Raw genomic sequence first — 24609 nt, forward strand, 5'->3', positions numbered from 1 at the left:
GTTCAGCGCTCCTTCACATCAGTGGCAGCGACAGTGCCGCTCGGCGATGGCGAATCCGGGCTGTCGGCGTTTTGAACAGTCACTTCGGTGCCCACCGGCGTTTTCTGGCCGCCCTCGACCACCACTTGCTCACTGGCCTTGAGCCCGCTGCTCACCCACCACTGGTTGCCCACCGTGCGGTCGACACTGATCACCCGCTGCTCGATCTTGCCGTCGACCACCAGTAACACCGTGGTCTGGCCGCTGGCACTGCGGCTGACGGCCTTTTGCGGAATCAGGATCGCGTTGTGATCCTGCGCCTGCTCCAGCACCGCCACCACGTACATGCCGGGCAGCAACAGCCGCTCCGGATTGGCAAAGCTGGCACGCAGCGTCACGGTACCGGTACCTTCATTGACGCTGACGCCACTGAATTGCAGGCGGCCGTCATGGTTATAAGTGCTGCCGTCATCCAGCTTGAGGGTGATCCGGGCTTCCCCATCGCCGTTGGTTTGCAGCTTGCCGCTGGCCAGGTCGCACTTGAGACGCAGCAACTCGGTGGTGGACTGCGTGACATCGACGTAAATCGGGTCCAGTTGCTGAACCGTGGTCAGCGCCGTGTCCTGCTGGGCCACCACTAATGCGCCGGGGGTGACGGTCGAGGTCTCGATACGGCCACTGATGGGCGCAGTAATACGTGTGTAAGCCAGGTTGATACGCGCAGTCTGCACATCGGCCTGCGCCACTTTTACCTCGGCGGCGGCGGTCAGCAGACTGGCTTCGGCGTCTTCTTTATCCTGCTGGCTGATGGCGTCTATCTTTGCCAGCCCTATATCTCGCTTGGCGGTCGCCTGCGCCGATTTGAGCGTGGCACGGGACTTGGCGAGCGTGGCCAGTGACTCTGCCAGCGCAGCCTGGTAAGTCGCGCTGTCGAGTTGATACAAAGGCTGACCGGCCTTGACGTCAGCACCCTCGACGAACAGCCGCTGCTGAACGATGCCACTGACCTGAGGCCGTATCTCGGCGACCATGAACGCTTGAGTGCGCCCCGCCAGCTCGGTGGCCAGCGCCTGGTTGCGCGGCTGGACAGTAATGACTGACACAGTCGGTTTTGGCGCAGCGGAAGGCGAATCATCCCCTGAACAACCGCTCAGAAGACTGATAAGGGCTGCGTAGATGACAAAGGTCTCCGTCATCAGGTATTTGGCGAAAATCTTGCTCGACATGTTTGCCTCAGGACGTTGTGGCGAAAGCCTGATGTCAGAGTGCGAGGCAAATGTGCAGGAAAATTGAAGATTGCTGTGTTGACTTGAAACTTGCGGTCACGAAGGCCTAAATGGACGCCGTCTTCAGGGAAAACCCGAGCCTTCATGAAATCGAGCATCTCCACCAAACTGTTTGTCGCGGTACTGGCCAGCGTGCTGTCAGTGATCCTGATCATGGGTCTGACTGCGAACTGGAGTTTTGCCCGTGGCTTTCTGGGTTATCTCAACGAGCAGGCCATGCAGCGCATGTCGCCGGTCCTGCCGCGGCTGGCCGTGGCCTATGCTCGCGAAGGCAGTTGGGAGTTCATGCGTGACAACAAGGATCGCTGGTTTGAGGTGATGCGCCCGGAGCCTGCGCAGGACTTCGCCATTCCCGGACTGGCCACGCCACCCACTTCCGATCTGACTGGCGCAGTGTTTCGCATCGCCCTGCTGGATGCGCAGAAGAACCTCGTAATGGGGTTTCCGGGCGTGCATGACGATGAGTTCATGCGCCCGGTGGAAGTCGCCGGCAAAATCGTGGGCTGGCTGGCCGTCACACCCTTTCAGAGCGTCAGTGAAGCGGGTGGCGAGCGCTTTCAGCAGTACCAGTTGCGCGCCAGCCTGGCGATGGGTGTGCTGTCGCTGCTGCTGGCCGTACTGATTGCCTGGTGGATTGCCCGCACGCTGCTCGACCCGGTCAAACGTGTTGCCGCTGCGACCCATCGGCTCGCCGCAGGGGAATACAGCAGCCGCGTGGCGGTTTCCTCCAACGACGAGGTAGGCCAGTTGGCTCGCGACTTCAATCAATTGGCCTATACCCTGGAGCGCAATGAAAAGATGCGCCGGGAATTCATGGCCGATGTCTCCCATGAGCTGCGCACCCCGCTGTCAGTACTGCGTGGCGAACTGGAAGCCATCGAGGATGGCGTGCGCACCTCAGGCATCGATGAAGTCGCTACAGGGTGAAGTCGGCATGCTCAGCAAGCTGGTGGATGATCTCTACGAATTGTCGCTGGCGGATGTGGGCGCCCTGACCTACCGCAAGGTCGACTGTGACCTGGCAGAGTTGCTGACAAACATCACTGAGATGTTCGAGGAGCGTTGCGCCGCGCGTCAATTGGGTTTGCAACTGAAACTTGCGACTCAACACTTGTCGGTACACGCAGACCCAGGCCGCCTGCAACAGTTGATCAGCAACCTGCTGGAGAACTCGGTGCGCTACACCGATGCCGGTGGCTCGGTGCAGGTGCGTGCCAGCCTGCGAGGTGATCAAGTGCGTGTGGACATCATGGATTCCGGCCCCGGCGTCGATCCCGAGCAACTGCCCCGATTGTTCGAACGCTTCTATCGCGGTGAAACATCGCGCAACCGCACCAGCGGCGGTGCGGGTCTGGGGCTGGCGATCTGTCACAGCATCGCCCTCGCTCACGGCGGCAGCCTCAGCGCCGACCACTCGCCCACCGGTGGCCTCTGGCTGACCCTGTGCCTGCCCGGACATCTGCGACCATGACCGCTACAAGCCTTGAAACACCTATTCTCATTGTCGAAGACGAGCCCAAGCTGGCATCGCTGATGCGCGACTACCTGATCGCGGCCGGGTATTCGACCCACTGCCTGAGTAATGGGCTGGACGTTGTGCCCGCCGTCAAAGCGAACGCGCCACAACTGATCCTGCTCGACATCATGCTGCCCGGTCGTGACGGCATGGACATCTGCAGAGAACTGCGCAGTTTCAGCGCCGTCCCCATTGTCATGATCACCGCACGAGTCGAGGAAATCGACCGTTTGCTGGGCCTGGATCTCGGCGCGGACGACTACATCTGCAAACCGTTCAGCCCGCGTGAAATGGTCGCTCGCGTCAAGGCAATACTGCGTCGTACCTCTTCAGCCGGCCCGCATGCGACCAAGGGGTTACAGGTGGACGAGGCACACTATCAGGCCTCGTTCAATGGTGTCAGCCTGGACCTGACGCCGGTCGAACTGCGTCTGCTGGCCACCTTCGCCCGCGCACCGGGTCGGGTGTTTTCCCGCGACCATCTGCTGGACAGGCTCTACTCGGATCATCGTGTAGTGACCGACCGCACCGTGGACAGCCACATCCGTAACCTGCGCCGCAAACTGGAACAGGCCTGCCCTGGCCATGATCCGATCCAGTCGCTTTATGGCGTGGGCTACAAGCTGGAGCTGTGACCGTCATAGCGCTGAGCCCACGTCATCATCCAGGCCGTTCCGAGCACCCAACATCGGACGCGGAGCGTCCAGAGCGGCATGCGACGCAGAGCGACGCACGATAGTTGCGATGAGCGTTCCTCACGCTCCAGCGTGGGAATGCCTGTCGTGACGCTCCGCGTCACAAATCTGCGCTGCGCCGCCTGCGCAAGGACAGTCATCACACTTCAGGCACTCTCCGTCTGGCGAGCGCGATGCAGTGCAGCCAAGTCGCGAAAGGCAGCGCCCGGATGCCCTGCTTCAAGGCGAGGCCCTTCGCCGAACAGTTTCTCGCGCAGGGTGCCTTTGGCGTACTCGGTCTTGTAGACGCCGCGTTTCTGGAGCTCCGGCACCAGCAGGTCCACCGCATCAATGAACGTTTCATGGGTCAGCGCGTAGGCCAGGTTGAAGCCGTCCACGTCGGTTTCTTCAACCCACTCCTGCAGCAGGTCGGCCACGGTTTCCGGGCTGCCGACAAACAACGGGCCGAAGCCGCCGATACCGACCCAATCGGCCAGCGCCTGCGGCGTCCATACCGTGTTCGGGTCGGCAGTGGAAAAGGTCTCGACTGCCGACTGAATAGCGTTGGTGTGCACATGCCGGAGCGGCTCATCAGGCTTGAACTGGCTGAAATCGATACCGGTCCAGCCGGATATCAATGCCATCGCGCCTTCATAACTGACCCAGCTTTTGTATTCCTCGAATTTGGCCTTGGCCTTGGCGTCCGTTTCGCCAAGGATCACCGTCTGCAAGTTAAAAATCAGCACTTTGGACGGATCGCGACCGGCCTCGGCGGTGCGACGGCGAATATCGGCCACGGTCTTTTTCAGCAGGGCTTTGGAGGGTGCGGCCACAAAAACGCATTCGGCGTGCTCGGCGGCGAACTGCTTGCCGCGGCTTGAGGCCCCAGCCTGATAGAGAACCGGCGTACGTTGCGGGGAGGGTTCGCACAGGTGGATACCCGGCACCTGGAAGTGTTTGCCGACGTGGCGAATCTCGTGAATCTTGCTTGGGTCACTGAATACCCGACGCTCCCGGTCACGCAGGATCGCGCCCTCCTCCCAACTGCCTTCCCAGAGTTTGTAACAAACCTCCAGGTACTCCTCGGCATAGTCATAGCGTGCATCGTGCTCGGTAAGGGTTTTCTGCCCCAGGTTCTTCGCGCCGCTTTCCAGGTACGAAGTGACGATGTTCCAGCCGGCACGGCCCTTGGTCAGGTGATCCAGCGTCGACAGACGACGGGCAAACGGATAAGGGTGTTCGAACGACAGCGACGCGGTCAGACCGAAACCCAGGTGCTCGGTCACCAGTGCCATGGGCGGAATAAGCTGCAACGGGTCGTTGACCGGCACCTGCGTGGCCTGGCGAATCGCCGCCTCACCGTTACCGCGATACACGTCGTAAATGCCCAGCACGTCGGCAATGAACAAACCGTCGAACTTGCCGCGCTCAAGGATTCTGGCCAGATCGGTCCAGTATTCCAGGTCCTTGTACTGCCAGGAGCGATCACGAGGATGAGCCCAAAGGCCAGGCGATTGATGGCCGACGCAATTCATATCGAAGGCGTTGAGGCGAATTTGACGAGGCATACACTTACTCCTGAAGCTGCGGCGGAACCACGCCGTTGAGGCGTTGATTGCCGATGACCTGATAGTGCCAGCGCAGCGGCTCACGCTCGCTACGGGCTGGCGATGGCGGACGCTGACCGGTCAATTCATAATGAATATTGCCAACCGCCTGCAGGGCATCGGCACTGGCGATAACCGCCTCGCTGCTGGCAATCAAGCGCTGCTCGGGCGAGGCCTTCAGCCTCTGCGCGCGTTCCAGCAGCGCCGCAGCAACATCCAGGCGAATCTGCAGATCCCCGACTTTGCTGATCACATAGGGGTCATCAACAATGCGCTGCAGGTCACTGAGCGCCCATGGCCGCCCTTGCTCAAGCAGGTAATCGAGGGTGTCTTGCAGGCCCTGGCGCGCCAGCCCAAGGTCTTCGGCGGCGACCGCCAGTTGTGCGGTAATAGCGGGATGCGTCATGGGCATACTCCTTGATCAGTTCCAGGCATGGCGTGGCGGTGCAATACCGTTGAGCACCTGATTGCCGATCAGGTGATATTTCCAGCGTGCCGGGTCATGCAGGGTGTGGGTGCGCGCATTGCGCCAGTAACGGTCAAGATTGAGTTTGCCCAGCACCGAGCGTGTACCGGCCAGTTCGAACAGCTGGCTACTGGCGAGCAAAGCGATCTGTGCCGACAGCACCTTGGCCTGGGCGACGATCAGCGAGGCGCGCGCGACGCTGGATTCACTCGGCTCGGCAAGCGCATGGTCGATGGCCTGCCCTGCTTTGGCGAGGATCGCATCGGTGCCGTGCAGCCGCCACTGCAAGTCACCGATGGTGGCGATGCTGAACGGGTCCTGCCAGCCGAAATCCTGCTTGCTGTCGATCCAGGGCCGCGCCAGCCGCGCGTGCTTGAGGGTTTCCTCGAAAGCGCCATGCGCGATGCCGGTGTCCACCGCCGCCTGAATGATCTGCGAAATAGGCCCGTCGGCGGTCGGCTCATCGAATGCCCGGTGCGCAGGTATCACCGCGCTCGACGGCACGCGGACGGCGTTCAGTACTGCTCCGCCGCTGGCGGTGGTGCGCTGACCGAAGCCGTCCCAGTTGTCGATGATCGTCAGCCCCGGATTGTCGCGCTCGACGAAGGCAATAAAGGCCTGATTCTGCTCGTTGACGCCCGCTACGGGCACAATGTGCGCGAACAGCGCGCCGGTGCAGTAAAACTTCTCACCGTCCAGCACCGCGTGCTCGCCATCGAAGCGGATACGGGTCTGGAAGGCTCCGGCGTTTTTGCTTTTCGACTCGGAGAACGCATTGCCGAAACGGTAGCCGGCCAGCGCTTTGCCGAAGTAGTTGCGCTTTTGCTCTTCGGTGCCGGTCTGCAACAGGATATCGAGCACGCCCAGATGGTTCTGCGGGATCTGCCCGAGCGAAGAGTCGGCGGCAGAAATGATCTTGATCACCTCCGCGACAGTGACATAGGAAACGCCTGCGCCGCCGTAAGCCTTGGGCACCGTAATAGCCCACAGGCCGCTGGCAGAAAACGCATCCAGCTCGGCGACCGGCAGACGGCGTTCGCGGTCACGTAGCGACGCCTCCTCGGCAAACTGGCTGGCCAGTGCTCTGGCGACTTCAATGGCTTCGGCATCGGAACTGATGACGTGCGCCCTGGGCGGTGCTGCAAGGGGGATTGAGGGTGGGTTACTCATGGACTGGCTCCTGCTCGTTGGCGACAGGTTGAAAACACTCAACACGCTTGACCTTGAACAGTGCATAGCCCGTGCCGTAAATTATTTTCTATTTAAAACAGAGGGTTGCATTTAAATCCTGATTAGCGTCGGTGCCACGTAGAGCAAAATGTCCGAACACTGTTGCTGGACGAACAGCGTTACCTCGAGACGCCCCATTCACGCTTCAGCCGCCGCGCCCAGGTAGAAGTTCTGGATATCCTCGCGACCGGCCAGTTGCTCTGCTGTTCCTGAGTCCGCCACCCGACCGTTCTCCAGCACATAGCCAAAATGCGCGTATTCCAGCGTCAGATTGATGTTCTGCTCGGCCACCAGCAGGCTCAGGCCCTCTTCACGATTGAGCCGGGCCAGGGTGTCGAAAATCTCTTCAACGACCTGCGGTGCCAGCCCCATGGAAGGCTCATCAAGCAGCAGCAATCGAGGCTGAGACATCAATGCCCGGCCAATGGCGACCATTTGCTGCTCGCCGCCTGACGTGTAGCCGGTCAGGCGCTTGCGCAGCAGACGCAACCTGGGGAAGTAGTCATAGACCTTTTCCAGCCTTGCCTTGAGCTCTGCCCGTGACGGCCGCGACACGAATGCACCGATCACCAGGTTCTGCTCGACGCTCAAGTGGGTGAAGCAATGGCGACCTTCCAGCACCTGTGCCAGCCCTTTTCTGACCAGTGCCGACGGATCGGAACGGGTGACTGGCTGGCCAAGATAGTGAATACAGCCACTGACTACCTCCCCCCGCTCGGCCTGCACCAGGCTGGAAATGGCCTTGAGCGTGGTGCTTTTACCCGCGCCATTGGCGCCCAGCAAGGCCACGATCTGGCCCTGCCGAACCTGCAGACTGATCCCGCGCAACGCGAGGATGGATTGCTCGTAAAACACCTCGACCTGCTCCACCGACAAAAGCGTCTCGGCAGAGGAAGAGGCAGTCGGGATCAGTGTCATCAGGTCACTGCTCCTGGGTGCAATCGCGCGGGGTGATGCCTTTTTCCTTGGCGTATTGAGAAGCCGATGCCTCGATGATGGGCCTTAGCAAGGCACGATCGGCCTGTATCCAGTCGCTGATCAGGTTCCAGCGCTGGCCGTCCCATTGCTGGAAGCGCACCGCACCACCTCCTTCATGATCGGAACAGGAGAGCTTCAATGGCTGCACCAGGCCTTTGGCGCCCAGCGCCTGCAAGCGTGCGTCGTCGAGGTTCAAGTGCTCGAACCCCCAGCGCACCTGCTCACCGGTCAGTGGCTTGTTGCCGAATCGAGCCTGCGCAATGCGCAGCGCTTCGACGTTGAGAATGCCGTTTACCACCCCGAGGTTGTAATACACAGTGCCGAAGCGTTTGGGGTCCGCCAGATTACCCTGGCCCTTGTCGAGCACCGCCGTCTTGATGCCCTGGAGCACCGGGAAGTCAGTGCCGGAGGGGTGCGTGGTGATCGAAATGAAGCCCTTGGCGGCTGCACCGGCAGGAATCACGTCTTCCTCGGAATTGCTCCAGATGTTGCCAATGATGTGATCGACCGGAAAACCGACCTTCTGCGCTGATTTCAGCGCTACCGGATTCATTACACCCCAGCCACGCAGGATCACCCAGTCGGGTTTGAGGCGGCGAATGTTCAGCCATTGCGATTGCTGTTCGTTGCCGGGATGCGGCACTTCGAGGGTAGTCAGCTCGAAGCCATAATTTTTTGCCAGGGTTTCCAGTACTCCGTTGGTTTCCTTGCCATACGGCGAGCCGTGATACAACACAGCGATTTTCTTGCCCTTGAGCGACGCCAGGCCGCCTTCACGCTGACCGATGTAATTGACGATGGCCGACACTTCCGAATACGGGTTCAACTGCAGCGGAAACACATACGGGAAGACGCTGCCGTCTGTGGAATCCGTGCGCCCGTGGTTGATGGTGATCAGCGGAAGTTTATCGGCGGTTGAGCGCTCCAGCGTGGCGTAGGCAATGCCTACAGAAAGCGGGTTGGTCGCCGCCGCCGGAGCACCGTTGAGCCCGCCTTTCAGACGCTCGTAGCACTCGACGCCCTTTTCGACCACGTACTCGGTTTCGCACTCCGACCAGGTCAACTTGACGCCATTGACCCCGCCGTTGGCATTGACGTATTGCAGGTAGTCGATGAACCCACCGAAAAAACCGGTGCCGCCCGCGGCATAAGGGCCAACCCGGTAGCTCTGCAGCGGGAAATACTGCTCATTGGCAGCCTGTGCCGTAGTGACCAGGCCGCCCCCCAGCAGGGCCAGACCGAGCGCCAGACGCAACAGGGATTTTCGGTGTTTCATAGACAGATTCCTTGAAGTACACGAGGGTGTTTGGGGGTCGATTACCGATCAATAACGCAGCGGCCAGATGCGCGCGCGCTGACGAAAGCGCTGCCAGAGACGCGCCAGCCCTTCGGGCTCCTTGATCAGAAAAGCGATGATCAAGGCGCCGAAAAGCATCTTCTGAATGTTTTCCAGTTGCCCGGAGTCGATCAGGCCGACCGGCAGCAACGCGCTGAGGTTGCCGAGCAGAATCGGGAACAGCACCATGAACGCCGCCCCAAGGAAGTTGCCTTGCACGCTGCCCAGCCCGCCGATAATGATGATGAACAGAATCTGAAATGACCGGTTCAGGTCAAAACCATGCGGCTCGACCGTGCCCAGATAAGCGAACGCCCACAGCGAGCCAGCGACGCCCAGATAGAAACCACTGATGGCGAATGCCAGAAGTTTGGCCTTGAAGAGGCGGATGCCGATCACCGCAGCAGCAGTGTCCATATCACGCACGGCCATCCAGTTGCGGCCCAGCTCGCCACGCAGCAGATTTCTGGCCAGCCAGAACAGCACCACCACCAGCCCCAGCGTCAACAGATAACGGCCTTGCGGCGAGCTGAAGCTCGCCCCGGCGATCATCAGTGGCGGCGAGGTGATCACGCCGGACGCATTGTCATTGGTGAACCAACTGAAACGGGTCAACACCCACTCGACCACAAACTGCGCGGCGAGTGTCGAGACCAGCAGGTAGAAACCCTTGATCCGCAGGCTGGGCAGCCCGAACAGCAACGCCACCAGCGCAGACACCAGCCCACCCAGCGCAAAACCGAGCAGCAACGGCATGCCCGGCACCCGCAGTTGCAGGTTATAGGCAGCAAAAGCACCCACCGCCATGAACGCAGCCGAGCCCAGCGATAATTGCCCGGCGTAACCGGTCAACAGGTTCAACCCCAGCCCCGCCAGCGACAGCACCAGAAACGGAATCAGGATCGCGCTGAACCAGTAATCGTTGCCCAGCAAAGGCACTGCGATAAAAGCGAATGCCAACAGGCCCCAGAGCCCGATGCGGTCCTGGCGCAGACGAAACACCCGGCGTTCATCCGCGTAGCTACTCGCCAGTTGTCCGGTTTCTCGATAAAGCATGGCATTGATCCTTGATAAAAGTCAGACGCGCTCTATCGCCCGCTCGCCGAACAGGCCAGCGGGACGAACCAGCAGAAACAACAGCGCCAGCACATACGGCACCCAGTTTTCGATACCGCTGCCGATGATCGGCCCGAGGTAAATCTCGGCCAGTTTCTCGGCCGCACCGATGATCAGACCGCAGACAATGGCGCCGCCAATCGAGGAAAACCCGCCGATGATCAATACCGGCAGCGCTTTAAGCACCACCAGTGACAGGGAAAACTGCACCCCCAGCCGCACGCCCCAAAGCAGCCCGGCCACCAGCCCGACAAACCCGGCCACGGCCCAGACCACCGCCCAGATGCGTGGCAAACGGATGCCCACGGCCAGAGAGGCCAGCGGGGCGTCCGCCACGGCACGCAACGACAGACCGATACGGGTGCGGTTGAATAGCAACGACAGGGCAATCACCAGCGCCGCAGCCGTGCCCGCCGCGAACAGGTCGAACTGCGAGAGCAGCATGCCGCGAATTTCCAGTGGCTCGTCAGGGATGCCCAGCTCCAGGCCGTGAACCTGCGCCCCCCACAGCGCCTGGGCCAGGCCTTCGATCATGTAAGACAGGCCGAGGGTGGCCATGAACAGGATGATCGGTGGACGATTGACCAGTGGGCGCAGGACTGTTTTTTCGATCAACAACGCCAGCACCACCATGCTCGCCAGCGCCACCAGAAACGCCCAGAAAAATGCCAGGCCACGCTCCAACAGGCTGACAAACGTCAGTGCCGCGAACAGCACCATGGCACCCTGAGCGAAATTGAACACCCCCGACGCCTTGTAGATCAGTACAAAGCCAATCGCCACCAGCGAATACATGACGCCTGCCAGCAGGCCGCCAATCAGCACTTCGAAAAAGAATTCCATGGCTTATGACTTCCTCACAGCAGACGAGCGACGCGTGCCGAGATACGCGGCGATCACTTGAGGGTCGGCGCGGACCTGCGCCGGTGAGCCGTCACCGATCTTGCGACCGTAATCGAGTACCACCACATGATCGCTGAGGCCCATTACCACGCTGATGTCATGTTCGATGAGCACTACGGTGGTGCCCAGCTCGCGGTTGATGTCGCGGATGAACTGGCTCATCTCGTGCTTCTCTTCGGCATTCATCCCGGCCATCGGCTCGTCCAGCAGTAGCAAACGCGGTTCCGCTGCAAGCGCGCGGGCCAGTTCGACACGTTTCTGCAGGCCATAGGAAAGCTTGCCCACCAGTGCATGGCGCCACGGATGGATACGCAAGAACTCGATGACCCGCTCGGCATGCCAGCGCTGCTCGTCGTCTTCGGCAGGTGCCCGACCGATCCGCAACATCTGCTCGAACCAGGTACTGCGCCGCTTGAGATTGCGCCCGGTCAATACGTTGTCCAGCACACTCATGCCCTTGAACAAAGCGATGCTCTGGAAAGTCCGGGCTATACCGGCTTCGGCGGCCTGATGCGGACGCATCCGGCGACGGGTCTGACCGGCATAACTGATCGAGCCGCTTTGCGCCTGATATACGCCATTGATGACGTTGAGCAATGAACTCTTGCCCGCGCCGTTGGGGCCTATCAGCGCGCAGATCTCACCAGTGGCTACCGCAAAACTGATCGAGGTAACGGCTTTGACACCTTTGAAAGATAAAGAAATATCGTCCAGTTCCAGCAGCGCCGCAAGGGCCAGGCCATTCAAGACGGCATGCTCAGAAGAGCAGGCGTCTGCAGCATGTGCTCTGCCGGCTCGCCCGGCTGGCTGACCGCGCTCGCCTCCCCCAACCTGACGGGCCTGATGCCCAGCGCAGTAAAAAACGCGTCACTCTGCGGCGTCAGCACATCGCCTGCCAGCAATGGTTTGGTCAACCGGCTCATGCCCAATACATCCAGCAACGGACGGCGAATCAACCAGTGCCCCAGCCAGCGTCGCACGGGCCCCGTAGCAGGTGCCATTGACCATAGATAGAGCCGGTGGCTGATACTGCCCGGCAACGGCAAGCGTTCTCTGGCCCACAGTTCAAGACGTGCATAGGATTCACGGGTACCCAGCACCAGCGTGGGTCCCAGCTCGCGACGGTCGTTGTCGCGGGTGCCCGGTGCCTCGGGGAAATTCAGGCAAAAACCGGCAACCAACCAAGGTGCCAGCAGGTAGCGCGCCTGCCCGCTGGCGGCAAATACCCTGGCCGCCAATGCCTGATCGCAATCGGAAAATCCATGCAGGCGCACTATCTTCCTTGCATCCGACAGCAACTCTACATGACCCAATTGCAGGCTCGGCGACGCGGGAAACACGAAGGCGACAGCCGGGCTCTGCACTGGATCGCCTGCGTCGCCTGCGTCGCCGGCAGCGCCGTTCAGCCATCGGGCGTAGTCGATCACCCCGCTGGCGTCGGCCTCATTCAGGCCACGCTTATCCAACAATACGACGATGCCCGAGGAGGTCGAGCGCAGCTGTATGAGCGATTCCAGCCCGTCCACCACTGCAAACTCCGGAGACCGGACTGCCAGCCATGCGCGGTTATCTACACGCGGATCAAGCAGGCTGACGCGACCTCCGAGCCAGTGCGCCGCCAGCGTCAACAGCAGCGCTTCGGCCCTTGCCTCGCTGAGAACGAAAAGGTTGTCTTGCGCGCCGAACCCGATGCCCTTCAAGGCAGCGGCCAGACGCCGGACGTCCGTGGCCAGCTCGCCCCAGCTACGCTGCTACCAGATACCGAATTGCTTGTAACGCAAGGCCGTCTGTTCAGCGCGGATGTGAACCTGCTGTAGCAACGCCAAGGGCAATGAATCGGACATGTTGCGCTTCCGTCGATAAAGGATCGATGAAGCCATAGCAGCGAGCGTGCCAGTCGAACAATCTGATCGATATCAATGAGTTGCAATTTCTGAATGAGTCCTCTCGCTGTGCGGTTTGCAGGCAAGCTGTTGCGCCGCTGTTGCCGGGACAACAGGCAAATCCGCAAACAAAAATAAATCCTATGAAAATCATGGCGTTGCATTCAGGCACAAAGCATGCAAAGACCCAGGCGAACCGTCACCCGGCCCATGTGCCGATTTCTTCGCGTCCAGGAGCACTGCATGACTCAATCAACCGGCTCAAACCCACTTTCGCTGGGGACTGATTACGAAACTCTGGCCAGCCGATTCAGGCCGATCTTCCGTGAGATCGGCGCTGGCAACGTCGAGCGCGAAAAGGCCCGCGCCCTGCCCTACGAGCCGATTACCTGGCTCAAGCAAGCCGGTTTTGGCGCGGTGCGTGTGCCCACCGAGTATGGCGGCGCAGGTGCTTCGGTCAGCCAGCTGTTTCAGTTGCTGATCGAACTCGCCGAGGCCGACTCGAATATTCCACAGGCCTTGCGAGCGCATTTCGCGTTCGTCGAAGACCGACTGAATGCACCACCCGGCGCAGACCGTGACAAATGGTTTGCGCGCTTTGTAGCAGGAGATCTTGTTGGCAATGGCTGGACCGAGGTCGGCGCGGTGAAGATCGGCGACGTGATCACCAAGGTCACCCCCCAAGGCGATGGCTTCGTACTCAATGGGACCAAGTTTTACAGTACCGGCAGCATTTTCGCCGACTGGATCGACGTCTACGCCCAGCGCGCCGACACCGGGGCCGATGTGATTGCAGTGGTCGACGCCAGGCATGCGGGCGTGCGCCACAGTGATGACTGGGACGGGTTTGGCCAGCGCACCACCGGCAGCGGAACGTCGGTGTACGACAATGTGCCGTTGCCCGCCCCCCATGTCATCCCGTTCGAGCAGCGTTTCAAGTACCAGACGGCGTTTTATCAACTGGTGCTGCTGGCCGTTCTGGCAGGTATTGGCCGAGCCGTCGAACGCGACATCGCTCAGGAAGTGCGCGACCGCAAACGCATCTTCAGCCATGGCAACGCTGGCAGCGTCAGCCAGGACGCTCAAGTGCAGCAAGTGGTGGGTCAAATTGCCGCGCAAGTCTATGCCGCCGAGGCCGCAACACTGCGTTGCGCAGAGCCGTTGCAACGCGCTTATGTGGCACGCTTCGGCAATGATGCACAGCAGGAAAAAGACGCCAACATTGCAGCAGAAATCGAGACGGCCAAGGCTCAGGTGGTTGTTTCGGAACTGGTGCTGCGCGCCGCCACCGAGCTGTTCAACGCTCTGGGCGCGTCAGGTGTCAGCGTCAACAAGGCGCTGGATCGACACTGGCGTAATGCGCGGACAGCGGCATCACACAATCCGCTTATCTACAAGGCGCGCATTGTCGGCGACTGGCGTATCAACGGCACCGAGCCGCCCTTTGTATGGCAGATCGGCAGCGGCACGGGCAAAGCCTGAGCCGCCCCTTCACACCGCGTTACGCAGCAGGTGGCGGCTGGCAAAGCTGAACGCCAGCACCAGAAAAATCAACGCCCCGGTCGCAACCTGCTGCCAATAGAAATTCCAGCCGATCAACAACAAACCATTGGCAATGACGTTGATGAACAGAACGCCCAATAAGGTCCCCACGATGTTGGGACGTCCCTGACGACTCAGCGTCGTACCGATGAACACCGCGCCGAGGGCATTGATCAGATAGGCATTGCCTGACATCGGTACGTAGGCGTTGACCGTGGAACTGAGCAGAATACCTGCCACTGCGCAGGCCAGGGCGCTGGCGAAAAACACCTGCATGGCAATGCGCCGGGTCGACAGGCCCGAGTAGTACGCCAGTTGCGGCTGCGTTCCCAGCGCCAGTATTTCCCGCCCCAGACGCCCGCGCGCCAGTACCAGCCCATAAACCCCTGCCAGCGCCGCGGCCACCAAGAGCGGTAAAGGCACGCCCAGGACAAGCACAGCACTGATACCCGGCAGCGCGCCCTGAGCGATGTAGATCGGCTGACCACCGTCGGACAACAGTTGTTGCACGCTGGTGCCGATAAACAGCGTACCCAGCGTCGCCAGAAACGGTGAAATACGCAGACCGGCGATCAAAATTGCATTGAACGCGCCTGCACTGCCGCCAGCCAGCAAGGCCACCGCGATGGCAACAGCCAGGCCGTGGCCGTCATTGAGCGTCACCACAAAGCCGAGGCTGGCAAAGTCCAGCGCCGTACCCACTGACAGATCAATACCGCCAGCAGCCACTGCCCAGGTCATACCGAGCGCCACGATGGCCAGTAACACAAAATTGTTCAGTACCAGGCTCGACAGATTGCCCCAGCTCAGAAAACCCGGTGCATTGATCGCGAAGAACAGCAGGATGACCAGTACCAGCGACGGCAGGACCGCCGGCAACAGGCGCGACAGGACTTTCACCGCGTTTGAAGAAGCGTTCAGGGTCAGCGCGTTCATTGTTCACCCTCCCGGCGGCCCAGCGCCCCGGAAAATGCCACGACCAACAGAATCAACACGCCTTGCACGCCATTGACCCAGAAACTGGAAATGTTCAGTAATTGAAAGCCATTGATCAGAAAGCCCAGCAACAACGTCGCCAGCAGGGTGCCGGGAATGTTGGCGGTCAGACGTCGCGAGAACACCACGCCGAGAAAGGCGATGGCCACCACTGACAGCAGCATGTCGCCGGAACCGGTGGTGCTGCCGCTGAAAAACGCTGCGGAGCAGAACGCCGCTATGGCGGCGCAACCACCGGCGATCAGGTAGCTGGCGAACACATAGCCCTGCAGATTCAGCCCGGCGGCGATTGCTGCTTGCGGGTACTCACCGATGGCGTACAGCCGCAGTCCAAACGCGCTGTGCTGAATCAACAGCCACAGCAGCGCTGCAACACCGAGCAGCACCCAGGCCAGCGCCGGAACGCCCAGCCAGACACCGGACACCAGGCTGTCCAGCAGCGCGGAATCGGTCGCCAGTACAGTGTTCTGGGTCAGCACCAGCTCCAGCCCTGCAATCAGGTTCATGCTGGCAAGCGTCGCCAATAAGGGTGGCAGGCGTAAAAACACCACCGCAATACCGTTGAGTGCGCCGACCAGCAAGCCGCAACCGAGCGTCAGGGCAATCGCCTGCCAGGCGTCGATACCTGCGTTGTTCAGGCTGCTGTAGACAGCTGCGCACAAACCCAGATTGGCCGCCAGCGAGAGGTCAAGCCCACCGCTGACCACGTTGGAGCCGCCACCGATAACCACGCACGTCAGCCCCAGGGCCAGTATGCCGAGCACGGCCGACTGGGCGAATACGTTGCTGATGTTGTCAATGCTGAGAAAGTTGGGCGCGCTGGCGGCGAAGCCGAGCAGAATAGCCAGAAACACCAGCAACGAACCGCGCTGTGCCAGCTTCACACGCCAACGGTGCGGTGGATCGCCCGCCTGAATGAATGATGTTTCAAGCGCTGACATGCTGGGGCTCCTGAAGGTTTTTCGTGCTGTTGTGAGGGTTTTCACCGGCCCCGGTGGCGCAGGCCAGCAACTGATCGCTGTCAGTGCTCCGCGAATCGAACTCGCCCGCGATACGCCCTCTGTGCAGCACCACAATGCGCTGAGTGATACCAATCAGTTCCGGTAAGTCCGACGACAGCACCAGCACCGCCGCCCCGCCTTCGGCAAGCCGGGCAATCAACCGATAGATCTCCACCTTGGCACCGATGTCGACCCCGACGCTGGGCTCGTCCAGCAGGTAGAGCGTCGAGTGCCGGCTCAGCCACTTGGCCAGGGCAACCTTTTGCTGGTTGCCCCCACTGAGCAATTGAACCGCGGCATCATGGCCTAAGGCCTTGATTGCCAGTTCATCGATCAGGCGTCCGCTTTCCCTGGCCTGCGCAGCAGCGTCGAGCCAGCCCCAACGGCTGAATCGCCCGAGACTGGCCAGGGTCATGTTCTCCAGCACCGAAAGCGCAGGCGCCACGCCATGAGTGCGACGCTCTTCGGGGACCAGCGCAATGCCGTTGCGTACCGCGTCACGTGGTGAATTCAGGTGCAACGGCTGGCCATTCAACAGACAGTCGCCGCGATCCGGCCTGAGCAGCCCGAACAGGCTCTTGAGCAGTTCTTTGGCACCCGAACCGACCAGCCCGGTCAGCCCCACCACTTCGCCACGCCGTACGCTCAGGTCAACACCCTCGTAAAAGCGCCCTGCTCCCAGCCCGCTCAGTTGAAGCACCGGTTGGCCAGGCAGCGTCTGCGCTCGGACGTACTGCTCGCCCACGTCACGATTGACCATCAGCCGAGCGATCTGCGCAGGGCTGGCAAGCGCTGGATCAACCACCGCCACATCGCGGCCATTGCGCAGCACAGTGACCTGATCACACAGCGCCTGGATTTCCTGCAAGTAATGGGAAATGTACACAATGGTCAGCCCTTCATCGCGCAAGCGCCGGACAATGGCCAGCAAGCGGTCCACCTCTTGCTTGACCAATGACACGCTTGGTTCGTCAAACACCAGCACCCGCGGTTTGGCCAACAACGCGCGGGTAATCTGCAATATCTGTCGCTGAGCGCTGTCCAGATCGCGCACCAGCGCTCCGATCGGCAGTCGCATGGCAAAGTAATCGTCCAGCAAGCGGGCCGCTTCGCGCTCCTGAGCGCGCCGGTCGACGAACAGCCCCCGCTTGATTTCCTGCCCGAAAAACAGCGCCTCACCCACGGTGAAGCTGCCTGGCAGCAGTCGCTCCTGATGAATGAAATGCACGCCTGCGGCTTCGATCTGGCGCGGCGAAAAGCTGTCGAACTGCTGGCCATGAATACTCAGGCAGCCCGCATCGGCGTGGTGAATACCGGCGAGGACCTTGATCAAGGTCGACTTGCCTGCGCCGTTTTCACCCACCAGTCCATGAATCGTTCCGGCTTCCACGCGCAGGTTTACCCTGTCCAGCGCCTGGGTGGCACCGAAGCGCTTACTGATGCTCGTCAAGTGCAAGGCCGGCGGTACCGCACTCTCTGCAATGGCTGATCCCATGGTCGATCTCCTGCGTCAATCATCGCCTCTGAGTTGCTGCACCTGCGGCAGATTGGCAGCGGTGGTCAGTAATGTCGGCACCTGGGTCTCCTTGGGCAGATCGCGCTGTCCAGCCAGATAGCGGGCAACGTTCTGCACCGCCGTCTTGCCGATCAGCGCCGGCTGCTGAGCAACCACGGCACCGACCGGCGAGTCCTCGCGGCGCATCAGCTCAAGCACCTCCGGGGTGCCGTCGACGCCATAGGTCTTGATTTCGGTTCTTCCGGCGTCGATCAGCGCCTTGCTGGCCCCCAGTTGCGGGATGTCCCAGGCCGCCCAGATCGCCGAAACGCTGCCTTTGGGGTACTTGTTGAGCAGCGCCGAGACCTGCGAGTAGGCGTCCTGAACCGTGTTGGGAATGACGTCGCGCAACTCCGGCTCGATGATTTTCAATTCTGGCTGATCCTTGAGGGCCAATTTGAGCTGGTCATAACGAATGGCGCAGACCGGCACGCCATAAAAACCATTGAATACCAGCACGTTCCCCTTGCCGCCTGCGTCCTTGATCAACTGCCCGGCCAGCGCCTTGCCGGTGGCGACATTGTCGGACGTGGTGTTGTTAAGGCTGTATTGCGAAGGCGCGTCGATGGTGAACAGCGGAATTCCCGCTTTGCTGATGCGCTTTAACCAGGGATCGATGACGCTGAGCGTGCCCAGAGTCTGAATCACTGCATCAGGCTTTTGCGTGACCAGCGTCTGCAATTGATTGACCAGGTTCTTGTCGTTGCGACCCGCATCAAGCGTTATGGGCGTACCCCCCAGACGCTTGACCTCGTCCACCTGTGCCTGGAACGCCTTGATATCGAAGTAGTGGCTCGTGCCGGTCATACTGATTGCGATGCGCTTGCCCGCCAGCGACGGTACGTCGCTGTCATCGGCATGTGCCGTGGCGACAAGGCTAGTGGCCAACAGGGTCAGCGACAGAGCGCGCCCTATTGCATGCAGGCGCAGGTGGGTTGGCGTGTAGGTCGGGACGGCATCAGGCATTCGGGTGGCTCCGCTGGCTCAGGAAAACAATCCTGATAAGCAGTGCACAGGTCATGCCCAAAGCCCTGTGGTTCCGTCCTGCTTCAGTGGCAGGCTTTTATTACAGGCCTTTCGGGCCATTGCGCCGGCTTGCGCCTGCGCCGGAAAGCCAGGCTCGCGAACGGAGGTGCCGAACACATTGTCGATTCGCTGTTGCCCGGACAACAGCGAGAGCGGACCTGCCCGTTTAGCCGAGCTTGAACTGCTCTAGCGTGACAGTCAGATCACTCGCCAGCTCTGCCAGCGACTGGCTGGCACTGCCGGTCTGGCCGGTGCGTACAGCCGATTGCGCCGACAAGTCACGAATCCGCACCAGATTGCGGTCCACTTCCCGCGCAACCAGCGCCTGCTCTTCCGATGCGCTGGCAATCACGGTATTTCGCTCATCGATGACCATGACCGAACTGGCGATACTGGCCAGCACGGCGTTTGCCGATTCGGCCTGCTGTTTGGTGCGCTGTGCCTGCTCGGTGCTGACTTCAAGCGCCACCAGGGTACTTTTGGTGCCCTGCTGGATGTGCCCGATCATGGTTTCGATTTCGCGAGTGGATTCGCTGGTGCGATGTGCCAGCGCGCGTACTTCGTCGGCTACCACGGCAAAACCCCGTCCCGCATCGCCGGCCCGTGCCGCTTCGATAGCGGCATTGAGGGCCAGCAGGTTGGTTTGCTCGGACACTGCGCGGATGACATCCAGCACCTTGGTGATGTCCAGCGTCCGGGTTGCCAGTGCCTGCGCCTCGACGGATGCAGTACCGACGTTGCGGGTCAATTCAAGGATGGACTTGACGGTCTGATTGAGCTCTTCCTGGCCTTGACGCGCAGAAACCGAAGAGGCTCTGGACTCTTCCGAAGTGGTCACAGCGTTACGCGCCACTTCGTCTACTGCCTGACTCATTTCAGTGACGGCGGTGGCGGCCATTTCTATCTCGCTGTTCTGTACCACCAGATCGGCGTTGCTGTTGACCATCAGTGCGCTCATTTCCTCTGTGGCCGAGGCCAACTGGTGGGCGGCATCGCCTACCTGAGTCAGGGTCTGGCTCAGATTGCCACGCATGCGCTCCATCGATTGCAGCAACAAGGCGGCTTCATCAACGCCCTCACGGTCGATCCGGGTCGGACGCAGATCGCCCGCAGCAATGGTTTCCGAGGTCAACAGTGCCTGACTGATCGGCACTGCCAGACTCTTGGTCAGACGCCAGGCGAGCAGAACAGTAAGCAACACGGTCAGAAGCATGACCGCCTGAGTGACGAGCAGGGCATTGTCGTAGACCGATGAGGCCGCGGCGCTGGACTCGGCTTCGGAGTCGTCGTTGATCTTTTCCAGCTTGCCCAGAGATGTTTCGATACCTTCGGCCATCGCCCTCATCTCGCCCCAGACGATCTGCCTTGCGGCCTCTGCCTGACCCTCATTGATGAGCGTGTAGACCTGCTCGGCGCGTTCGCTGTAGCTCTGATAAGCACTTGTCAGCCCATTGATCAGTGCGCGCTCGTCATCCTCTGTGATAACCGGGCTATAGGCCTGAATGGATTTTTGAAAGCCGGCTTTCTTGTCGAGGAATTCGGTATGGGCCAGGGCGACCTGCGCATTGTCATGCGTGGACAGCATTTTTGCCACGTTGGTGCGGGTTTTCTCGAACGCAAGGGCGATGTCGTCACCCAACGCGATCCCGGGAAGGGAGTCATTTTCGATTTCGAGCGACTGCTCGCGAATGCTGCGTAATTGCTGAAGGCTGAAGACACCAAGCCCTATGACAAGCACGACCATAAACGCAAAGCAGGCGGAGGTCCGCGCGGCTATTTTGAGCTGTCTCAGCATGTTCAATCCCCTTCCCGGAGCAGACGAATAAATGAATACCGTCATCTCTATCGGCTGATCGGGCAAAAGGATGAAGAACCACGAATCAGAGCTGTGCCACTGCTATTCAAGGCCCACCTGAGGCAAACCTTATGGTAGGTTTCGCGACGCTCGATAATCGCGAGACAACGGGTCTTTTCAATCTTCAGCCTGACTTACTGGAGCTGCCATGAAACATTACTACGCCGCTGCGTTATTTGCCCTTTCACTGCCTGGTGTTGTTCACGCAGGCGACGCGCTGGACAGCCAGACCGCTATCATCCAGGCGCTTAACACCGGAGAGTCGGTCGCCGTGGTGATAGACCTGGGGCAATGCAAATCCTCGGTCGCAGGGGCCGAGCCGTCCAAGACCAAAGGCGGCAAACGCATCGATGCCTACCGCATCACCCCCGACGGCACTCTTGCGTTCTCGGACACCCACTTCACCCTCGACCGCGATAACAAGCCCATCGAGCAATTCATTCGCTACCAGATACGCTCGGACGGCACAGCCGCATTCAGCATGACGACACTGAGCGTTCCCGGCTATCAAGCGGTCGGCAAGCCGGTGAGCTATGAGTGTGCAATCGGCAAGGGTTTGAGCTTCTTTGCCGGGTAATCCGCTCATGGCATGACCGGACGAACAGATAGAAGCGTGGCGTGAGGGACAACCCCCTCACGCCCTTTGACGCAAAAACGCAATGGCCTGCCGTGAGGCAATATGTCGAGCGTTTGAAATCCGGCAGACGTCGCCGCTCTGAGTGCCCTCGTATCAGGTCGCTTCTTTCAAGAACCTTCGCGCATTTCGTTCACCTGAAAAATACTGACCAGCAGGCTGTCGTCCCCCGCCGTAACCCTCAATCTGCCGACATACAGGTTTCTCTGCAGGTAATCATGGGCACCGGAAGGAACGCTGAACTGCTTGCTGCACGTGCACCGGCAGTGCGCCTGGGCCAAAGGTGCCCGCTCCGTTTCATCGGCGGCTACCAAGCCTTCCCCTACGACGTCTATCTTTACTCCGTCATCAGTCAGCAAGGTGTAGTAAAGACTGAACCGTGCAAGATCGTCATCCTGAGGCACGAGAAAAAGACTGCCTCCGGCAAGGACCTGCCCCTGAAGTCGATCGCCGCGAAATGCTCCGCCCAGTATTTCACCGCTGCTGCGTTGCCCACGTTGAGGCCTGCAAAGCACTTGCGGCTTATCGACACGCAGGTGAACAGTCAATATTTCATGCAGCTGCATCGTCTCCACCTCTCATCTTGCACGGGGCGACGTGCGCCTCGCCCATAACTGTACCAAGTCGTACGTTTTAGCCCGAGCATCGTGAGCTGTCAATTTAAATGTACTAATTGGTACGGTTATGAGGCGACAGTAAATAGTGCACTCTGGCAACATCGTTTTGCCACTTCTAGTGATGGTTTTCGCCAGCGATACGCACCAGAAGAAGCGGATCTCTCTCCCGCACGGCCATTCAACGCATTGATCTAACTGGCAGCCCTCACAACAGGCCAGGTGGCGGATGGGCCTCTCCAGCTAACGCGTAGCACACTACGCACTAAACAAACTTTAATTCTGGCTCGACCAAAAACTGTTTACATGGGCGTTGTCAATTTTCCTGACAGTGACTTTCAAGGAGATGCGCAATGACCTATACCGTGAAACAGTATGGATGGATTCGCGATCTGCCTGATCATTGCGATCATTTGTACGCCGCCCCTGCCGAGGCGTTAGTGGCACTTCCGCATGCAGTTGATCTGCGACCTCAGTGCCCGCCTGTCTACGATCAGGGCCAGTTGGGCAGTTGTACGGCAAACGGTATTGCAGCAGCGATTCAGTTTGATCGCATGAAGCAAAAGCTGACTCCGGCGTTCGCGCCCTCTCGGTTGTTTATCTATTACAACGAACGTGTCATTGAGCATACCGTCGATTCGGACAGCGGAGCGATGATCCGCCACGGAATTAAAAGTGTAGCGAAACAAGGTGATTGCCCTGAAAAAGAATGGCCTTATGATATTGAAAAGTTTGCCGTGAAGCCTTCGCCCGCCTGTTACAAAGACGCACAAAAGTACAAGGCGGTTTCCTATCAGAAAGTTGCTCAGAACCTCAACCAGATGAAAGGCTGTCTGGCTGCCGGCTACCCGTTCGTCATCGGCTTCTCTGTCTACAAAAGCTTTGAAAGCAAGAAAGTTGCCCAGACCGGGCATGCCACAATGCCGGGCCCCCACGAAAAGATGCTGGGAGGTCACTGCGTGTTGGCAGTAGGCTACAACGATGCCCATCAGCATTTCATATTGCGCAACTCATGGGGCGCTGGCTGGGGGATGGATGGCTACTTCACCCTGCCCTACAGCTATCTGCTGGATGAGAATCTGTCCACCGACTTCTGGACGATAAGGGTGGTGGCGGGCTGACGTTATAACGCGCTCATTCGTTGCGCCGCCGCACTGGCCCCTTGCAGGTATTCGCGCGGCGTGCAACCAAACTCCCGGCGAAATACCGTGTGCAGGTATTGCGCCGACCGGAAACCGCAGTCGCGGGCGATGTCGGCAATCGCAGAGTCCGTGTTTTCCAGCCCGCGTGCGGCGGCGGCCAGTTTGAAACGCAGAATCTCGTCATGCACGCTGCAGCCCCGTACCCGGCGAAAGTGCGATTCCAGCGACGAGCGCGAAACCCCCACGTAAGCAGCCACCTGCGCGGTTTTGATGCCCTGGCAGGCGTATTGCCGGATAAACAGCAGCGCCTGCATCACGTAGGGGTCGCCGAGCGGTTGATGCAGGCTGGAAGCCTGCACGTTGACAGCTTCCGGCGGTATCAGGATGTGTGTGCCCGACGAAGGCATGCCATGCAGCATCTGGTGCAGAAGGCGCGCCGCAGTTCGGCCCATCGTGTCAGTGCCTTGGACCACGGAACTCAACGGTACGCGGGTAAGGGTTCTGGTCAGAGGATCGTTATCGATGCCGATCAGTGCCACTTGCTCCGGCACGGCAATGCCGGCTGTCAGACAGGCCTGCAGCAACTGGCGAGCGCGGGCGTCGGTCACGGCGATGATGCCGATGGGCTTGGGCAGGCTTTGCAGCCAGGCAATCTGCTGCTCTACGGCGCTGTCCCAGAGAGGTGCGCTGGTCCCCAGGCCGCGATAGACCTCGGCGTGAAGACCATCGCGCTGCAGCAGTCGGCGAAAGGCCTGCTCACGCTCCTGCGCCCAACGGTTGGCTTGTGCTTCAGGCAGGCTGAAGCAGGCAAAGCGCGTCAGGCCCGCCTCGATAAGGTGTTCGTAGGCCGCCTTGATCAAGGCGTTATTGTCGGTCGCAACATAAGGAATGCCCTTCGGGTAGGCGCGGTCGTCCTGATAGGACCCACCGACCGCCACCACCGGCAGCCTGATCCCGGCCAAGGCCTCACCGATCAGCGGGTCATCGAAATCGGCAATGATCCCGTCGCCCTGCCAGCGTTCGATGCCTTTCAGACGACAGAGAAAATCCTCTTCCAGAAAAAGATCCCAGGACACACGGGTACTGCTGAGGTAGTTGCCTATACCGCTGATGATGCCGCGGTCATAGATCTTGCTGCCGTTGAACAACAACGCAATGCGGTGAACAGGGGGGACGGTTTTCATTATTTTTATGCCGGATCTCATGTCGGTTCGCTCAGCACGACGCCGCTGTCCACAGACTAGGCGCGTGCAGGAGCAATCTCAATACT

At 60.1% G+C, this 24609-nt stretch carries 20 protein-coding genes and 3 pseudogenes; 5 read left to right on the top strand and 18 right to left on the bottom strand.

The genetic code is table 11. The features are described 5' to 3' along the window. Positions 1–2: 2 nt before the first annotated feature. Entirely contained in the window at positions 3–1205 is a 1203-nt protein-coding gene (locus MME58_RS14570) for an efflux RND transporter periplasmic adaptor subunit (RefSeq protein WP_055004996.1), read from the bottom strand. Positions 1206–1349: 144 nt separating this feature from the next. Between MME58_RS14570 and MME58_RS14575 the strand changes: the two are divergent. Continuing rightward, positions 1350–2736 (top strand): annotated as a pseudogene (locus MME58_RS14575) (ATP-binding protein). Further along, positions 2733–3416: a response regulator gene (locus MME58_RS14580; protein ID WP_055004995.1), complete on the top strand. Its 684-nt coding sequence runs from the start codon at positions 2733–2735 to the stop codon at positions 3414–3416. Before MME58_RS14575 ends, MME58_RS14580 begins: the two are co-directional and overlap by 4 nt. A 206-nt stretch (positions 3417–3622) precedes the next feature. Here MME58_RS14580 and MME58_RS14585 read toward each other — a convergent pair whose 3' ends face one another. The 9 genes and pseudogenes from MME58_RS14585 to MME58_RS14625 form a co-directional block, all read right to left on the bottom strand. Beyond that, the gene (locus tag MME58_RS14585; RefSeq protein WP_055004994.1) at positions 3623–5023 is read right to left on the bottom strand and encodes an LLM class flavin-dependent oxidoreductase; all 1401 of its coding nucleotides are present in this window, start codon (positions 5021–5023) and stop codon (positions 3623–3625) included. A 4-nt stretch (positions 5024–5027) separates the two neighbouring features. Further along, complete coding sequence (locus MME58_RS14590) at positions 5028–5468, bottom strand: acyl-CoA dehydrogenase (RefSeq protein WP_055004993.1); 441 nt, start codon at positions 5466–5468, stop codon at positions 5028–5030. Positions 5469–5483: 15 nt separating this feature from the next. Continuing rightward, entirely contained in the window at positions 5484–6698 is a 1215-nt protein-coding gene (locus MME58_RS14595; protein WP_055004992.1) for an SfnB family sulfur acquisition oxidoreductase, read from the bottom strand. Between the two features lie 198 nt (positions 6699–6896). Continuing rightward, positions 6897–7676: an ABC transporter ATP-binding protein gene (locus MME58_RS14600; protein WP_054987448.1), complete on the bottom strand. Its 780-nt coding sequence runs from the start codon at positions 7674–7676 to the stop codon at positions 6897–6899. 4 nt (positions 7677–7680) lie between these two features. Then, a complete protein-coding gene (locus tag MME58_RS14605; protein ID WP_055004991.1) occupies positions 7681–9012 on the bottom strand; it encodes an ABC transporter substrate-binding protein in 1332 nt (443 codons plus the stop codon). Positions 9013–9060: 48 nt separating this feature from the next. Beyond that, positions 9061–10128 (bottom strand): branched-chain amino acid ABC transporter permease, encoded by a 1068-nt coding sequence (locus MME58_RS14610; protein WP_054987450.1) that lies wholly within the window; start codon positions 10126–10128, stop codon positions 9061–9063. A gap of 21 nt (positions 10129–10149) precedes the next feature. Next, complete coding sequence (locus tag MME58_RS14615; protein WP_055004990.1) at positions 10150–11031, bottom strand: branched-chain amino acid ABC transporter permease; 882 nt, start codon at positions 11029–11031, stop codon at positions 10150–10152. 3 nt (positions 11032–11034) lie between these two features. Continuing rightward, on the bottom strand, positions 11035–11829 hold the full coding sequence (locus tag MME58_RS14620; RefSeq protein WP_054987547.1) for an ABC transporter ATP-binding protein: 795 nt from the start codon (positions 11827–11829) through the stop codon (positions 11035–11037). A gap of 5 nt (positions 11830–11834) precedes the next feature. Continuing rightward, positions 11835–12935 (bottom strand): annotated as a pseudogene (locus MME58_RS14625) (AMP-binding protein). A 282-nt stretch (positions 12936–13217) separates the two neighbouring features. Here MME58_RS14625 and MME58_RS14630 point away from each other — a divergent pair. After that, entirely contained in the window at positions 13218–14456 is a 1239-nt protein-coding gene (locus tag MME58_RS14630; RefSeq protein WP_055004989.1) for an acyl-CoA dehydrogenase family protein, read from the top strand. Positions 14457–14465: 9 nt separating this feature from the next. Here MME58_RS14630 and MME58_RS14635 read toward each other — a convergent pair whose 3' ends face one another. The 6 genes and pseudogenes from MME58_RS14635 to MME58_RS27825 form a co-directional block, all read right to left on the bottom strand. Continuing rightward, positions 14466–15452, bottom strand: a complete 987-nt coding sequence (locus MME58_RS14635; protein WP_055004988.1) for an ABC transporter permease — start codon at positions 15450–15452, stop codon at positions 14466–14468. Further along, on the bottom strand, positions 15449–16453 hold the full coding sequence (locus MME58_RS14640) for an ABC transporter permease (RefSeq protein ID WP_054987455.1): 1005 nt from the start codon (positions 16451–16453) through the stop codon (positions 15449–15451). The genes MME58_RS14635 and MME58_RS14640 overlap by 4 nt, the downstream gene beginning before the upstream one ends. Further along, positions 16440–18008, bottom strand: coding sequence for a sugar ABC transporter ATP-binding protein (locus MME58_RS14645; RefSeq protein ID WP_054987456.1), 1569 nt, complete (start codon positions 18006–18008; stop codon positions 16440–16442). Before MME58_RS14645 ends, MME58_RS14640 begins: the two co-directional genes overlap by 14 nt. A gap of 15 nt (positions 18009–18023) precedes the next feature. Beyond that, positions 18024–19034, bottom strand: a complete 1011-nt coding sequence (locus tag MME58_RS14650; protein WP_054987457.1) for a sugar ABC transporter substrate-binding protein — start codon at positions 19032–19034, stop codon at positions 18024–18026. 226 nt (positions 19035–19260) lie between these two features. After that, positions 19261–20430, bottom strand: a complete 1170-nt coding sequence (locus MME58_RS14655; RefSeq protein WP_371913034.1) for a methyl-accepting chemotaxis protein — start codon at positions 20428–20430, stop codon at positions 19261–19263. Beyond that, positions 20410–20934, bottom strand: a pseudogene (locus MME58_RS27825) (MCP four helix bundle domain-containing protein); the annotation flags it as partial. The gene MME58_RS14655 and the pseudogene MME58_RS27825, both read right to left, overlap by 21 nt. Positions 20935–21097: 163 nt before the next feature. Between MME58_RS27825 and MME58_RS14660 the strand changes: the two are divergent. Continuing rightward, positions 21098–21526 carry a VirK family protein gene (locus tag MME58_RS14660; RefSeq protein ID WP_054987459.1) on the top strand — a complete coding sequence of 143 codons (429 nt, stop codon included), beginning with the start codon at positions 21098–21100 and terminating at the stop codon, positions 21524–21526. A 167-nt stretch (positions 21527–21693) separates the two neighbouring features. On the opposite strand, the gene MME58_RS14665 is transcribed toward MME58_RS14660, so the two are convergent. Beyond that, positions 21694–22158: a DUF3237 family protein gene (locus MME58_RS14665; protein WP_054987460.1), complete on the bottom strand. Its 465-nt coding sequence runs from the start codon at positions 22156–22158 to the stop codon at positions 21694–21696. A gap of 392 nt (positions 22159–22550) precedes the next feature. Between MME58_RS14665 and MME58_RS14670 the strand changes: the two genes are divergently transcribed. Continuing rightward, positions 22551–23318: a C1 family peptidase gene (locus MME58_RS14670; protein WP_055004986.1), complete on the top strand. Its 768-nt coding sequence runs from the start codon at positions 22551–22553 to the stop codon at positions 23316–23318. 2 nt (positions 23319–23320) lie between these two features. Here MME58_RS14670 and MME58_RS14675 read toward each other — a convergent pair whose 3' ends face one another. Continuing rightward, on the bottom strand, positions 23321–24523 hold the full coding sequence (locus MME58_RS14675; protein ID WP_054987462.1) for a XylR family transcriptional regulator: 1203 nt from the start codon (positions 24521–24523) through the stop codon (positions 23321–23323). Positions 24524–24609: the final 86 nt, after the last annotated feature.

It is taken from the genome of Pseudomonas syringae pv. tagetis (assembly GCF_022557255.1).
In the GTDB taxonomy this organism is placed as follows: Bacteria; Pseudomonadota; Gammaproteobacteria; order Pseudomonadales; family Pseudomonadaceae; genus Aquipseudomonas; species Aquipseudomonas caricapapayae.